This is a genomic window from Microbacterium sp. SLBN-154 (assembly GCF_006715565.1).
GTDB lineage: Bacteria > Actinomycetota > Actinomycetes > Actinomycetales > Microbacteriaceae > Microbacterium.
Window position 1 is genome coordinate 2,757,744 of record NZ_VFNL01000001.1, and the last position, 13,624, is coordinate 2,771,367.

At 70.3% G+C, this 13,624-nt stretch carries 12 protein-coding genes; 9 read left to right on the forward strand and 3 right to left on the reverse strand.

From position 1 onward, the window contains the following. Nucleotide 1 precedes the first annotated feature (1 nt). Together FBY40_RS13345 and FBY40_RS13350 are read left to right on the forward strand one after the other, a co-directional pair. The gene (locus FBY40_RS13345; protein WP_235014892.1) at nucleotides 2-1,063 is read left to right on the forward strand and encodes an ABC transporter permease; all 1,062 of its coding nucleotides are present in this window, start codon (nucleotides 2-4) and stop codon (nucleotides 1,061-1,063) included. Further along, complete coding sequence (locus FBY40_RS13350) at nucleotides 1,060-3,357, forward strand: glycoside hydrolase family 3 N-terminal domain-containing protein (protein WP_141939294.1); 2,298 nt, start codon at nucleotides 1,060-1,062, stop codon at nucleotides 3,355-3,357. Before FBY40_RS13345 ends, FBY40_RS13350 begins: the two co-directional genes overlap by 4 nt. A gap of 28 nt (nucleotides 3,358-3,385) precedes the next feature. On the opposite strand, the gene FBY40_RS13355 is transcribed toward FBY40_RS13350, so the two are convergent. Together FBY40_RS13355 and FBY40_RS13360 are read right to left on the reverse strand one after the other, a co-directional pair. Then, the gene (locus tag FBY40_RS13355; protein ID WP_141939295.1) at nucleotides 3,386-3,952 is read right to left on the reverse strand and encodes a DUF3027 domain-containing protein; all 567 of its coding nucleotides are present in this window, start codon (nucleotides 3,950-3,952) and stop codon (nucleotides 3,386-3,388) included. Next, a complete protein-coding gene (locus tag FBY40_RS13360; RefSeq protein ID WP_141939296.1) occupies nucleotides 3,936-4,319 on the reverse strand; it encodes a cold-shock protein in 384 nt (127 codons plus the stop codon). The genes FBY40_RS13355 and FBY40_RS13360 overlap by 17 nt, the downstream gene beginning before the upstream one ends. Nucleotides 4,320-4,472: 153 nt before the next feature. Here FBY40_RS13360 and FBY40_RS13365 point away from each other — a divergent pair, with 153 nt between their 5' ends. From FBY40_RS13365 to FBY40_RS13380, 4 genes are read left to right on the forward strand one after another with little or no spacing between them, the layout of a single operon-like run. Beyond that, nucleotides 4,473-4,739 (forward strand): multidrug ABC transporter ATPase, encoded by a 267-nt coding sequence (locus tag FBY40_RS13365; RefSeq protein WP_124293765.1) that lies wholly within the window; start codon nucleotides 4,473-4,475, stop codon nucleotides 4,737-4,739. Beyond that, nucleotides 4,739-6,472: a helicase-associated domain-containing protein gene (locus tag FBY40_RS13370; RefSeq protein WP_200829989.1), complete on the forward strand. Its 1,734-nt coding sequence runs from the start codon at nucleotides 4,739-4,741 to the stop codon at nucleotides 6,470-6,472. The genes FBY40_RS13365 and FBY40_RS13370 overlap by 1 nt, the downstream gene beginning before the upstream one ends. Nucleotides 6,473-6,531: 59 nt before the next feature. Further along, the gene (locus FBY40_RS13375; protein WP_124293767.1) at nucleotides 6,532-8,175 is read left to right on the forward strand and encodes a DNA repair helicase XPB; all 1,644 of its coding nucleotides are present in this window, start codon (nucleotides 6,532-6,534) and stop codon (nucleotides 8,173-8,175) included. Nucleotides 8,176-8,182: 7 nt separating this feature from the next. Next, nucleotides 8,183-9,397: a saccharopine dehydrogenase family protein gene (locus tag FBY40_RS13380; protein WP_141939298.1), complete on the forward strand. Its 1,215-nt coding sequence runs from the start codon at nucleotides 8,183-8,185 to the stop codon at nucleotides 9,395-9,397. A 17-nt stretch (nucleotides 9,398-9,414) separates the two neighbouring features. Here FBY40_RS13380 and FBY40_RS13385 read toward each other — a convergent pair whose 3' ends face one another. Further along, nucleotides 9,415-10,311 carry an alpha/beta hydrolase gene (locus FBY40_RS13385; protein ID WP_141939299.1) on the reverse strand — a complete coding sequence of 299 codons (897 nt, stop codon included), beginning with the start codon at nucleotides 10,309-10,311 and terminating at the stop codon, nucleotides 9,415-9,417. 97 nt (nucleotides 10,312-10,408) lie between these two features. On the opposite strand from FBY40_RS13385, the gene FBY40_RS13390 reads away from it, so the two are divergent. The 3 genes from FBY40_RS13390 to FBY40_RS13400 all read left to right on the forward strand — a co-directional run bounded on the left by FBY40_RS13390 (nucleotide 10,409) and on the right by FBY40_RS13400 (nucleotide 13,540). Next, nucleotides 10,409-10,957, forward strand: coding sequence for a TetR/AcrR family transcriptional regulator (locus tag FBY40_RS13390; RefSeq protein ID WP_141939300.1), 549 nt, complete (start codon nucleotides 10,409-10,411; stop codon nucleotides 10,955-10,957). A gap of 85 nt (nucleotides 10,958-11,042) precedes the next feature. Beyond that, on the forward strand, nucleotides 11,043-11,735 hold the full coding sequence (locus tag FBY40_RS13395) for a response regulator transcription factor (protein WP_124293769.1): 693 nt from the start codon (nucleotides 11,043-11,045) through the stop codon (nucleotides 11,733-11,735). A gap of 122 nt (nucleotides 11,736-11,857) precedes the next feature. Further along, nucleotides 11,858-13,540, forward strand: coding sequence for a sensor histidine kinase (locus FBY40_RS13400; RefSeq protein WP_141939301.1), 1,683 nt, complete (start codon nucleotides 11,858-11,860; stop codon nucleotides 13,538-13,540). The last annotated feature ends 84 nt before the right edge of the window (nucleotides 13,541-13,624 follow it).

Genomic DNA, 13,624 nt, shown 5'->3' on the forward strand with positions numbered 1-13,624 from the left:
AATGGATGCTCCCGACAACCGCCCCGCGGCGGCAGAGCCGACCTTCGGCTCCAAGCTCGCCTCGGCCTTCGCGATGTTCCGCAATCGGAAATCGATCGCGGGCCTGGCGATCCTCGGCTTCTTCGTGCTCGTCGCCGTCTTCGCCGACGTGCTCGCGCCCTACTCCCCCACGGCCGTCGACAACAGTGCGCGGTTCCAGCCCCCGTCGGCGGAGCACTGGCTGGGAACGACCCACATCGGTGAGGACGTCCTCAGCCAGGTCATCCACGGGACGCGCGGCGTCATCGTGGTCGGCTTCCTGGCAGCGCTCATGGCCACGCTCATCGCCGTCGTCATCGGCGTCATCGCCGGTTACGTCCGCGGATGGCGGAGCGAAAGCCTGTCCGCCCTGACCAACGTCTTCCTGGTGATCCCTGGACTTCCTCTCATCATCATCGTCGCCTCAATGTTCGACGACCCCCCGCTGGCGGTGATCGCCGCCGTCCTCGGCATCACGGGATGGGCGTGGGGGGCCCGCGTCCTGCGCGCCCAGACGATGTCGCTGCGCAACCGCGACTTCATCCAGGCGGCACGGGCGAACGGCGAGCCGCTGCGTCGCATCATCACCGTCGAGATGCTGCCGAACCTGATGGCGCTCATCGCCGCGAGCTTCGTCGGCACCGTCACCGCCGCGATCCTCGCCCTGACCACGCTGTCCTACATCGGGGTCATCCCGGTGACGACGTATAACTGGGGCACGATCCTCAACTGGGCGTCCGCGCAGGGAGCCTTCCGACAGAACCAGTGGTGGTGGTACCTGCCGCCCGGGCTGTGCATCGCCGCGATCGGCGTCGCACTCTCGCTGATCAACTTCGGCATCGACGAGTACGTCAACCCCCGGCTCCGCTCGGCGGGCGAACGGGCCCGTGCGATGAAGAAGAAGGGCATGAACGTCAACGACACCGTGACGGTCGTCCGCCCCGCATCCGCGCAGCCCGAAACGCGTCCCGCCCACGCATCCGTCCCTGCATCCGCAACCGTCCCCGCTTCCGCATCCGCTTCCGCATCCGAGGAGAACCCGTGACCACCGCCGACATCGCCGCCCCGCTCTATCTCGATGCGGCACGGCCGGTGGCCGAACGCATCGCCGATCTGCTGTCGCGCATGACGGTGGAGGAGAAGATCGGGCAGATGATGCAGCTCGACGCGCGTGACGACATCGAGGACCAGGTCCTCCGGCGCCACGTGGGATCGATCCTGCACGCCTCACCCGAACGGCTGCTGCGCGCACACGACCTCGTCGCGCAGACCCGGCTGGGCATTCCGCTCCTCGTCGGCGAGGACTGCATCCACGGCCACTCCTTCTTCGAGGGTGCGACGATCTTCCCGACCCAGCTGGGAATGGCCGCGTCGTGGGACACCGAGCTGGTGGAGCAGATCGCCCGCGCGACTGCCGAGGAGGTCTCGGCCACCGGAGTCCACTGGACGTTCTCGCCGGTGCTGTGCATCGCGCGCGACCTGCGGTGGGGACGGGTCGGCGAGACCTTCGGCGAGGACCCCTTCCTCATCGGTGAGCTGGCGTCGGCGATGGTGCGCGGATATCAGGGCAACGGGCTGGCCGATGAGACGGCGATCCTGGCGACGGCGAAGCACTTCGCCGGGTACTCCGAGACGCAGGGCGGACGCGACGCAAGCGAGGCCGACATCTCCCGACGGAAGCTCCGGTCCTGGTTCCTGCCTCCCTTCGAACGCGTGGCGAAGGAGGGATGCCGCACCTTCATGCTCGGCTATCAGAGCACCGACGGCGTTCCGATCACGATCAACGACTGGCTTCTCAGCGACGTCCTGCGCGGCGAATGGGGCTATACCGGCACGCTCATCACGGACTGGGACAACGTGGGGCGGATGGTCTGGGAGCAGCGCGTGCAGCCCGACTACGCCCACGCCGCCGCGGCGGCGGTCAGGGCCGGGAACGACATGATCATGACGACCCCGGGCTTCTTCGACGGAGCACGCGAGGCCATCGAGCGGGGGCTCCTCACCGAGTCCGACCTCGACCCCGCGGTGGCGCGCATCCTGCTGCTGAAGTTCGAGTTCGGCCTGTTCGAGAATCCCCGCCGCCCCGACCGCGCGCGCATCGAGGCGTCGGTCGGGAGCACACCGCACGCCGCCCTGAACCTCGAAGCGGCCCGCCGTTCGCTGGTCCTGCTTCGCAACGACGGGACACTTCCCCTGCTGCCCGACTCCTCAGCCGACGACACCGGCCGCGCGCGGGATCACGCCGCGCCCCGGCGGATCGCGGTCCTCGGCCCCCTCGCCGACGACGCGCAGACCCAGCTCGGTGACTGGGCGGGGTCGTCGGGACAGGCGGACTGGCTCCCCGACGGACACCTCCGGGAGATGATCACCACGGTGCTGGATGGGATGACCCGGGTCGCCCCGGAGTCGTGGGTCATCGAAAGCGCGGAGGGCGCCCGCATCCTGAGCCTGGAGGAAGACCCCGCGGGGGCGTTCTTCCCCGACGGACAGCCGCGCCCGCAGGTGGTCGTGCCGGCCGAGCCCGACCCGGCGCTGATCGCCGACGCCGTGGCCGCCGCGCGCCGCGCCGATCTGGCGGTGGTCGTGGTCGGCGACCGGATCGAGCTGGTCGGCGAGGGTCGCTCCACGGCGACGCTGGAGCTCATCGGAGCCCAGGTGGCACTGCTCGACGCGGTCGCTGCGACCGGCACCCCGTTCGTCGTGGTCCTCCTCGCCTCCAAGCCCCTCGTCCTGCCGCCCGCGGTCGAGCGGGCCGCCGCGCTGATCTGGGCCGCGAGTCCGGGCATGGAAGGCGGCCGTGCCATCGCCGAGGTGATCCTGGGGCTCACCGAGCCGACCGGTCGCCTGCCGATCTCGTTCGCCCGCCACGCCGGACAGCAGCCCACCTACTACAACCAGATCCGCGGCCAGCACGGCGACCGGTACGCCGACCTCACGCAGAGCCCCGCGTTCGTCTTCGGCGAGGGCCTGTCGTACACGAGCGTCGACTACGACGATCTGCGCATCACCGAGTCCGAGGTCGGGCCGACCGACGTCGTCCGCGCGCAGGTGCGGGTGACCAACAGCGGCGACCGCCCCACCCGTGAGACCGTTCAGGTGTACGTGCGCGATCGCGTCACCTCGGTGAGCTGGGCCGATCGCGAGCTCAAGGCCTACCGGCGCGTGGACCTGGCACCGGGCGAGTCGCGCGAGGTGTCGTGGGAGCTTCCGGTCTCAGCGTGCAGCCTGGTGGACGCGCGCGGCGAGCGGCGGGTCGAGGCGGGCGAGTTCGACCTGCTGGTCGGACCGTCCTCGCGCGAGGATCATCTGCTCTCGGCGACCTTCACCGTCACGGAGTGACGTCGTCTCCGGCGCCGGCCCCGGGCGCTCAGTCGTCCTGGGGGTCGGCGTCGTCTTCGGAGTCGGCGTCGTCCGCCTCGTCCTCTTCGTCGGCTTCCTCGGCGAGCTCGTCGATGTCGACGCCGTCGAGATCACCCGCGTGGAGGATGGGCGACCCGTCCTCGTCGAAATCCGTGGCGTCCAGGTCATCGAGGTCGTCGACATCGGCGTCGTCGTCGAAGTCGGCCTCGTCGTCATCGTCCTCGTCGGCGTCGTCGTCACCGTCGGCGGCGGCCGCCTGGGCGGCCTGGTACTCCGCCAGGCGCACCGCCCACGGAACCCACTCGGGGGCGAGCAGCGCGCCGTCGCCGGGGAGCAGTTCCACCTCGAGCACGGTCGGCTCGGCATCCTCGACGCGGGCGAGGCTGACGGTCCAGAACCACCCCGGATACCCGTTGAGGCGGTTCTCGAACCGGAGTGAGACGACCCCGTCGTCTTCGACCCGCACATCGGCGGGCTCGCCGATCGTGTCGGCCGGCGTGATCTCGCGAAGTGCCGCGAGTGCGAGGTCGTGAGCCTCGAGCAGCCGGGGGTCGGCCTCAGGCTTCGAAGTCATCGGCGACCTTGCGGAGGACGGCGGCGACCTTCTTCGACTGCGGGGAGCTGGGGTAGCGGCCGCGGCGCAGATCGGCGCCGATGCCATCGAGCAGCTTCACCAGGTCCTCGACGATGACAGCCATGTCGTCGGCGGGTTTGCGTGACCGCTTCGCAAGGCTCACCGGTGCCTCCAGCACCCGCACCGAGAGAGCCTGCAGACCGCGACGGCCGTCCGCGACGCCGAACTCCACGCGCGCACCGGGCTTGGGTGCCGCCGAGCCCGCGGGGAGCGCGGTGGCGTGCAGGAACACGTCCTGGCCCTCATCGGTGGTGATGAAGCCGAAACCCTTCTCCTCGTCGTAGAACCTGACCTTGCCGGTGGGCATGAGACCTCGCTGAAATCGGTGCCTGCGTGGCGCGGGCATGACGGATGACGGGCAAAGTTGCGCCCTCCCCCAGCCTACGCGGGCGCGCGCGGGCTCGTCACCGCGACGCCTGCGATCTCCGCTGCGGGAGCGCACCCGATAGGCTGAGCCACGATGAGCACGCCGACTTCGAACGCCGACCTTCCGGTGCGGCGGATCGACCGCATCCTGGCCTTCATGTCGCTGGGACTGATTCTGCTGTCGATCGTGTGCTTCCTGGCCATCATGATCGGTTCGGCAGCCGGCGCGGAGATGTCCGGCGGCATCTGGCCCACGATCGGTGTCATCGTCTGGATCGCGCCGCCTCTGGCGTTCGTGCTGATGCTGACGGTTCTCATCATGAGCTTCGTGCGAAGGGCGCGGGCCAACCGGGCAGGGTGATGGCTTCCGACGAGCGCGCCCTCGCGACGTGGCTCGCGGGTCGCGACGACCGCGAGCTCGCCGACATCTTCCTGGCCCGGGGTGTGTCCCCCTCGGCGCCCTGGAAGGACTTCTTCGACGCCGCAGACGCACTGCTGGAGAAGACGTCGGTCGATCGCGCGATGATCCACCTCACGCGGGGTGAGCTGATCGCCCTGGCGGCGACGGTCGACGGCAGGCCCCTCCCCGCGTCGGCGACCCCACCGTCGGCGCGACTGGCGCTCACGGGCGACGACGGCGCCCCGTGGCATCCCGTGCTCAGCGCCCTCCGTGACATCCGCGCGCAGTTCCCCGACGCCTTCGAACCGGTGGAGGGTGAGATCGAGCCCGCGCCGGCGTCGGAGGAGGAGACCCTCGCTGCGGCCGAGCGCGTGTTCGCGACCGTCGGATCGCTCGCCGATGTCCTCGTGGCCGCGTCGCACGCGCCGCTCGCGCGCATCACCTCGGGCGGCGTCAGTGCCGCCGACCGACGGAAGCTCCTCGACGCCGGGGCGCTCGGCGAGTCCGATGAGCTCGACGACATCGTCGGGGCGGCCGCGGCGGCGGGCCTGCTCACGTCGAGCGGACGCGACTGGACGGTCTCCGACTCCGGTGCGAGGTGGCTGGAGGCCTCGACCCCCGAGCGTTGGCGGCTCGTCGTGACCGGGTTCCGTGATGCCCTGCCGTCCGGCGTGCGCACTCCGAGCGGCGGCTACCTTCCGGTGTCGGCGTGGACGAGACGCTATCCGCTCGACGCGGAGTGGGAGCGCCGCTCCGAGGGCCTCGCACGCATCGCGCTGCAGTGGGGTCTCCTCACCCCCGATTCCCGTGAGCCGGCGTGGGCGACGTCGCTCCGCCACGGCGACGACCCGCAGACCGACGAACTGACGCGGCACCTCCCCGCCGAGATCGACCGCGTGTACCTCCAGGCAGACCTGACGGCCATCGCCCCGGGCCCCCTGGCCCCGCGCCTGGAGCTGCGACTGCGCCGGCTGGCCGCTCGCGAATCGCGGGCGCAGGCCTCGACCTATCGGTTCACCGCGGAGTCGCTGACCGCGGGGCTCACCGAGGGCGAGACCGCCGAGTCGATCCGCGAGTTCCTCACCGCTCTCTCCCTCACGGGCCTTCCGCAGCCGCTCGGCTACCTGATCGACAGCACCGCGGCCCGGCACGGCCTCATCAGGGTGAGGACCGACGCAGCGACACAGCGCACGATGGTCGAAAGCGGCGATCCCTCGCTCCTCGACGCCGTCTCGGTCGATCAGGGGCTGCGCGCCCTCGGCCTCGTCGCCGACGGCGCGGCCCTGACGACGGGCGTCTCGCAGGAGACGGTGGCCTGGGCCCTCAGCGACGCCCGGTATCCCGTGGTCTCCGTCGGCGACGACGGCCGCCCCGTGGTGCTGCGTCATCGGGTTCGTCCGAGCTCCGATCGTCCCGAAGCGCCGGCCGAGCCGCACGCGGCCCTCATCCGGGTGCTGCGCGGATCTCACGGCGATGACGCCGAGAACGCCTGGCTCGAACGCGAGATCGTCCAGGCGGTGCGCAGCCGCGCCGTCATCGATGTCGTCGTCCGCATGCCCGACGGGGCCGAACGCACCTTCACCCTGGAGGCGACCGGATTCGGCGGCGGCCGGCTCCGCGGCCGCGATCAGTCGAGCGACGTCGAACGCACCCTTCCGCTCTCGCACGTGGTCACCGTCCGCAGCGTGGCCTGAGCCCCGGCGCCCCACCCTGGCGGGACCGTCTCCCCGCCGCACCGGTAGACTGGAACGCTATGGCTGACGGACCCCTCATCGTGCAGAGCGATCGAACGGTGCTGCTGGAAGTCGCCCATCCCGAGGCGGAATCCGCGCGGCACGAGCTGGCGATCTTCGCCGAGCTCGAGCGTGCGCCGGAGCACATCCACACCTACCGGATCACACGTCTCGGTCTCTGGAACGCCCGGGCGGCCGGCCACGCCGCCGACGACATGCTCGCCACCCTCGACCGCTGGTCGCGTTTCCCGGTGCCGCCGTCGGTGTCGCTCGACATCCGCGAGACCGTCGGGCGGTACGGACGACTCGTCATCCAACGCGACGACGAGGGCACGCTCGTCCTGCGATCCGGTGACGCCGCGGTGCTGGCGGAGGTGTCGCGGAACAAGCGCATCCAGCCGCTCCTCATCGGCCACCCCTCGCCCGACACCTACGTCGTGGACGCCTGGGCGCGCGGTCAGATCAAGCAGGAGCTGCTGAAGATCGGATGGCCCGCGGAGGACCACGCCGGGTACACGCCGGGCACGCCGCATCCGATCGATCTGGCCGAGAACGGCTGGCACCTGCGCCCGTACCAGCAGAAAGCCGTCGAGACCTTCGCCGACGGGGGCTCGGGCGTCGTCGTCCTCCCCTGCGGCGCCGGGAAGACCCTCGTCGGGGCCGGCGCGATGGCCGAGACGAAGACGACCACCCTCATCCTCGTCACCAACACCGTCAGCGCCCGCCAGTGGCGCGACGAACTGCTGCGGCGCACGAGCCTGACCCCGGAAGAGATCGGCGAGTACTCGGGGCAGGCCAAGGAGGTCAAGCCCGTCACCATCGCGACCTACCAGATCCTCACCGCCAAGCGGAAGGGCCAGTACGCCCACCTCGCGCTGCTCGACGCGCTCGACTGGGGTCTCATCGTCTACGACGAGGTCCATCTGCTGCCCGCGCCGGTGTTCAAGCTCACCGCCGATCTGCAGGCACGACGGCGTCTGGGCCTGACCGCGACCCTCGTGCGCGAGGACGGCCGCGAGGGCGACGTGTTCAGCCTCATCGGTCCCAAGCGGTTCGATGCGCCGTGGAAGGAGATCGAGGCGCAGGGCTTCATCTCCCCCGCCGTCTGCTACGAGGTGCGGGTCGACCTGCCCGCCGATGAGCGCCTGGAGTACGCCGCGGCGGCGGATGAGGAGCGCTATCGCCTCGCCGCCACCGCACCGGCGAAGATCGACGTCGTCCGGCAGCTCGTCTCACGCCACCCCGGCGAGCGCATCCTCGTGATCGGGCAGTACCTCGATCAGATCGACGAGCTCGCCGACGCCCTGCAGGCACCCAAGATCACCGGGGCCACCCCCGTGGACGAGCGCGAGGAGCTCTACGGGGCATTCCGCGAGGGCGAGATCTCGCTCCTCGTGGTGTCGAAGGTGGCGAACTTCTCGGTCGACCTTCCGGAGGCATCCGTCGCCATCCAGGTCTCGGGATCGTTCGGTTCGCGTCAGGAGGAGGCACAGCGCCTCGGGCGTCTGCTGCGGCCGAAGGAATCCGGCCGCACCGCGAGCTTCTACACGCTCATCGCCCGCGACACCGTCGATCAGGACTTCGCGCAGAACCGCCAGCGCTTCCTCGCCGAGCAGGGCTACAGCTACACGATCCTCGATGCCGACGAGGTGGCGGCGGCGTAGCCGGACCATGAACAGCAGGGAGCGGCAGTACGACATCGTCCTGGTGGGTGCCACCGGTTTCGTCGGGCGCCTCACCGCCGCGCATCTCTCGCGCAGCGCCGGAGAGGGCGCGCGCATCGCCCTGGCGGGCCGCTCCCCCGAGCGTCTCGCAGCCCTCCGCCGGGAGCTGGATGTCCCGTGGGACACCCTCACCGTCGATGTCGACGACGCCGCTTCCGTCGATGAGGTGGCCGCGTCCACGCGCGTGATCGCGTCGACCGTCGGTCCGTACGCGCGCCACGGCCTCCCCCTGGTGAGGGCGTGTGCGCGCGCGGGCACGGCCTACGCCGATCTCACCGGGGAGAGCACCTTCGCCGCGCGGAGCGTCGCGGAGGCGCATGCGACAGCCCGCGACACCGAGGCCCGGATCGTCCACTCGTGCGGGTTCGATTCGATCCCATCCGACCTCGGCGTCGGGCTCGCCCACGCGGCATCCGGCGGCGGGCCGCTGGCCGAGGCGACCGTGCAGGTGCGCACCATCAAGGGCGGCGTGAGCGGCGGGACGATCGACTCGCTCCGCCAGCAGCTGCTCGACGCGCGGTCAGATCCCTCGGCCCGCCGCGTCGTGAGCGACCCGTACGCACTCACTCCCGGTCCCTCTCGACACCTGCCGGCGAGCAGCCGCCCTCGCGGGATGCGCCTGGACGAGACATCCGGGATCTGGCAGGCCCCGTTCGTGATGGGCGCGTACAACCAACAGATCGTGCAGCGGACGAGCTATCTCGGTGGCTGGTCCTATGGCGAGCTGATGCGCTATCGCGAGGTCGTCGACACCACGACCGGCGTGTCGGGGCGCATCATCGCCGCCGCGGTGTCCGCGGCGACCGGAGCCCTCGTCGCGGGGCTTCTGTTCCCTCCCACCCGCGCCATCCTCGACCGCGTCCTTCCGGCACCCGGGGAGGGACCGAGCGCGCGGACGAGGGAAGCCGGCCGGTTCACGGTCGAGTCGGATGTCTATCCCGTCGACGGCACCCCGACGCGCACGCGCATCTCGGCGCCCTATGATCCGGGCTACGACGGCACGGCGGTGATGCTGGGCGAGTCGGCGCTCTCCCTCGCGTTCGACGACCTGCCGTCCGGCGGCGGTGTCCTCACCCCGATGGCGGCGATGGGCGAGGCACTCGCCGCACGGCTTCGTCGGCATCGCTTCACGGTGGAGACGGGGCCTCTCCCGATCGGGTGAGCCACGCCGCCCGAACATCACGCCGCACGAGCGAAGAACTCCCGCATGGGCTCGACGACCCCGTCGGGGTTGTCATCGGTGGCGAAATGCGCGGCGTCCGCAATGGCGGCGAACTCGACGTGGTCGGCGAAGCGCGAGACATCGCCGACCTGCTTCCGGACGAACGGGGCCGTCAACGGTTCGTCCTTCTCGCCGAAGCAGTACAGGGCCGGGACAGCCAGACGTCGCCGACGGTAGGCGCCCGCGGCGAGCGCCGGCATCTCACCCCCGATCAGCAGCCCGCGGTAGACCTCGCTGATCGCGGCATCCTTCGCCGGGTCGCGCAGCGGGCGAAGGTAGGTCTGCCGCGTCTGCTCACTCATCGGGGTGGCGACGTAGGGCGGCGCGAAGACCCAGTCCAGCGACGACCCCGCCCGGCGGTACCGCAGCTTCGGCACATGGCGCATCGCCGGCAGCATCCCCAATCCCAGCCTCATGAAGGGCGGGGGCACACTGAGGACGACCATGGCTCTCACGCGCTCGGGGTGGGCGTAGGCGAGCTGTGCCGCCACCACCGCTCCCATGTCGTGCGCCACGAGCCGCACCCGCTCCAGTTCCAGGGCGTCCAACAGCGCCAGCACGTCGTCCCGCATCGAGTACCGTGCGATCCGCGGCGACGCGGCCTCAGACCACCCGAAGCCCCGCGCATCCGGACAGATCACGCGATACCGCTCTCCGAGCGCGGGACCGACCCGGCGCCACTGCCACCAGTGCTGAGGCAGGCCGTGCAGCATGAGCACCGGCTCACCTTCTCCGCTCGTCGCCACGTGCGCACGAAGCCCCGGGATGTGGACGAACCGGTGCGCGAAGCCCGGAACGACAGGCATCTCCGGTGACTCCGCGTCGAGCCCCGCCTTCGTCGTCTTCCTGTCCATGACCCGCACGATACTACTTTCCTAGTAGGATGTCACTACGCCTCTCGTATTTTCGTCCTCTTCTCCTCGTGATCGGGCGCGCCTCTAGGCTCTGAGCGTGGCCACCACCAGGGACAGAGCCCTCGACGCGGCACTCGCGCTCGTCGGCGAGCAGGGCATCCGCGCCCTCACGCATGCGCGCGTGGACGAGCGCGCGGGCCTGCCGAAGGGGTCGACGTCGAACTGGTTCCGCACGCGCGACGCCCTCGTGGCCGGCGTGGTCACGCACCTGGCCGAGAGCGAGCGCGCCGACTTCGCCGGTGCGGAGCGGCCGCCGGTCGAGACGCCCGAGCAGCTGATCGAGGCCCTCAGCGCCATGGTCGCCGCCGAGACCGGCCTGTTCGCCGCCCGCACCCGAGCCCGATTCGCGCTCTTCCTCGAGGGAGCCGCCGATCCCGAGCTGCTGGCGCCGCTCCTGGAACAGCGCCGCGCCTACGTGGAGTGGGTGATCGCCCTGCTCGCACGGGTCGGTGCCCGCTCCCCCGCCGAGGCGTCCCGGTCACTGATGGCGGCCGCGGACGGCCTCGTGCTCCACCGCGTGACCGTCGATCCCGACGCCGCCATCCGACCCGTGATCGCGCGCGCGGTGCGGGCGAGCCTCGACTGAGACGGCGCGACCGCGGAAGACCGCGCATCCCGCCTCTCCGCGCGATATCCAGACAGCGCGTATCCCACCTCGACATAATGAGGGCATGACTGCACCCCGCATCCTCGTTGTGGACGATGAGCCGAACATCCGCGATCTGCTCATCACGAGCCTCCGATTCGCCGGATTCCAGGTCAGGGCCGTCTCCAACGGTGCGCAGACGATCTCGGCCGTGCTCGAGGAGGAACCCGACCTCATCGTGCTGGACGTCATGCTTCCCGACATGAACGGCTTCAGCGTCACCAAACGCCTCCGGGGCGCCGGCTACACCGCCCCCATCCTGTTCCTCACCGCCAAGGACGAGACCGAGGACAAGATCACGGGCCTGAACGTCGGCGGCGACGATTACGTCACCAAGCCCTTCAGCCTCGACGAGATCGTCGCCCGCATCCAGGCGATCCTGCGACGCACGATGCAGGCCGACGAGGAGTCGGTCATCCGCGCCGGCGAGCTGACGATGGATCAGGACACCCACGACGTCCGCGTCGGAGACGTCTCCATCGACCTCTCCCCGACCGAGTTCAAGCTGCTGCGGTATCTCATGCTGAACCCGAACCGGGTGCTCTCGAAGGCACAGATCCTCGATCACGTCTGGGAATACGACTTCAACGGCGACGCCGGGATCGTCGAGAGCTACATCTCCTACCTGCGTCGCAAGATCGATCCCCATTCGTCGGAGGCGCTCATCCAGACCAAGCGCGGGTTCGGCTACATGCTGAAGGCCGGCAAGACCGTCTGACGCCGGGCACCACGGCGCATCGCACGAGCGCCGGACACGACGAGGAGCAGACCCTGGGGCAACAGCCGGACGCGATCACGCGATGGTGGCGCGGCACGAGTCTGCGCACGAAGGTGACGGGCGTGACCGTGGCGCTGCTGGTCGTCGGTCTTTTCGCGGCCGGCATCGGCACCGCGATCTTCCTCCGCAACAGCCTCATCGCCAGTCTCGACACTCAGGTCGAGGCCCTGGCGACCACGGATTCCGCGGATCCGCTGATCGACATCGGAGTCGAAGACGGGTTTCTGCGGGCCCGCGCGATCCAGGGTGCGCCGCTGGCGGACTACTTCGTCGCGGTCTACGACCGCAACGGTGAACTGCTGACGACGGCGGGGGGCCGAGGGGGAACGCAACCCCAGCCGGCGTTCCCCGCCACCTACCCGGTCGCCGACGCGCAGACCAATCAGCTGAACATCGTGACCCTCCTCTCCCGTAACGGTGAGGCGGAGTTCCGCGCGACGGTCGCCGTCAGCGAGTACCCGGGCGGGGGCGGCGTCTACTCCGAGATGGTCGCGCTCCCCGTCTCATCGGTGAACCGCACGATCGCCAACTACATCGCGATCTACGGCATCCTCGCCGTCATCATCATCGCCGTCGCCGCTGCCCTCACCCGCTTCCTCGTGACCCTGACCTTCCGCAGTCTCGGGCAGGTCGAGACGACCGCCGACGCCATCGCCGCCGGTGACTTCAGCCAGCGGATGACCGACATCGAACCGAAGACCACCGAGGTGGGGCGACTGAAGACCGCCATCAACGCGATGCTGTCGCGCGTCGACGCCGCGATCACGCAACGCGACGCCACGGTGCGCCAGATGCGTCGATTCATCGGCGACGCGAGCCACGAGCTGCGAACGCCGCTGGTGACGGTGCGCGGCTACGCCGAGCTCTATCGCATGGGGGGGATCTCGGGAGACGAGGCGACCGGCCAGGCGATGGAGCGCATCGAGAAGGAGGCCGTCCGCATGGGTCTCCTCGTCGAGGATCTCCTCGCCCTCGCCCGCCTCGACGAACGAAAGGACGTCGCGATCACGCCGGTCGATCTGGTGCCGATCGCGCGCGACGCAGGCCTCGATGCCCGCGTCGCCTCTCCGCAGCGAACGGTGACGGTTCGCGATGCCACGGTCCACGAGCTCCGCCCTGCCCTGACGTCCGAGATCGATCCGGGTGCCGCCGGCACCGGTCGGCGCGGCGGATCACCCGCCCCCGCCACCACCCCGCGGCGCGGAGCCTCGCTGTCACGCCTGCGCCGCCGCCCGCGAACCGCCCCGGATACCCCCGTGGCCGCGGCCGATGCCACGCCTGCTCCTGCGCCGACCGCCGCCACCGCAGCGGCAGCCTCGGCCGTCGTCGTCTGGGGAGACGAGAATCGCATCCGGCAGGTCGTCGCGAACCTTCTGGGGAACGCGCGTCGGTTCACACCGGATGATTCGCCGATCGAGCTGCGCGTGGGAGTGGACCGCGATGCCAACCTCGGCTGGATCGAGGTGATCGACCACGGCGACGGCGTCCCCGACCAGATCAAGGACAAGATCTTCCAGCGGTTCTGGAGGGCCGACACCTCCCGCACCCGCGAGACCGGCGGCACCGGGCTCGGCCTGTCGATCGTCGCGTCGATCGTCGACGCGCTGCACGGATCTGTCGACGTCTTCGACACCCCCGGTGGCGGTGCGACCTTCCGGGTCGGTTTCCCGCTGGCCGAATCACGGGATGCCACCGAGCACCTCCTGCTGGAGACGCAACCACTGCCGCGTCCTCCCCGGGAGTGAGGCGCGGTCGTCCTCTCCTGCACAATCGGCGCGCGTGGGCGGTTCTCCACCGAACTCGCCGTCCCCGAGGATCAGGGCCTGTCG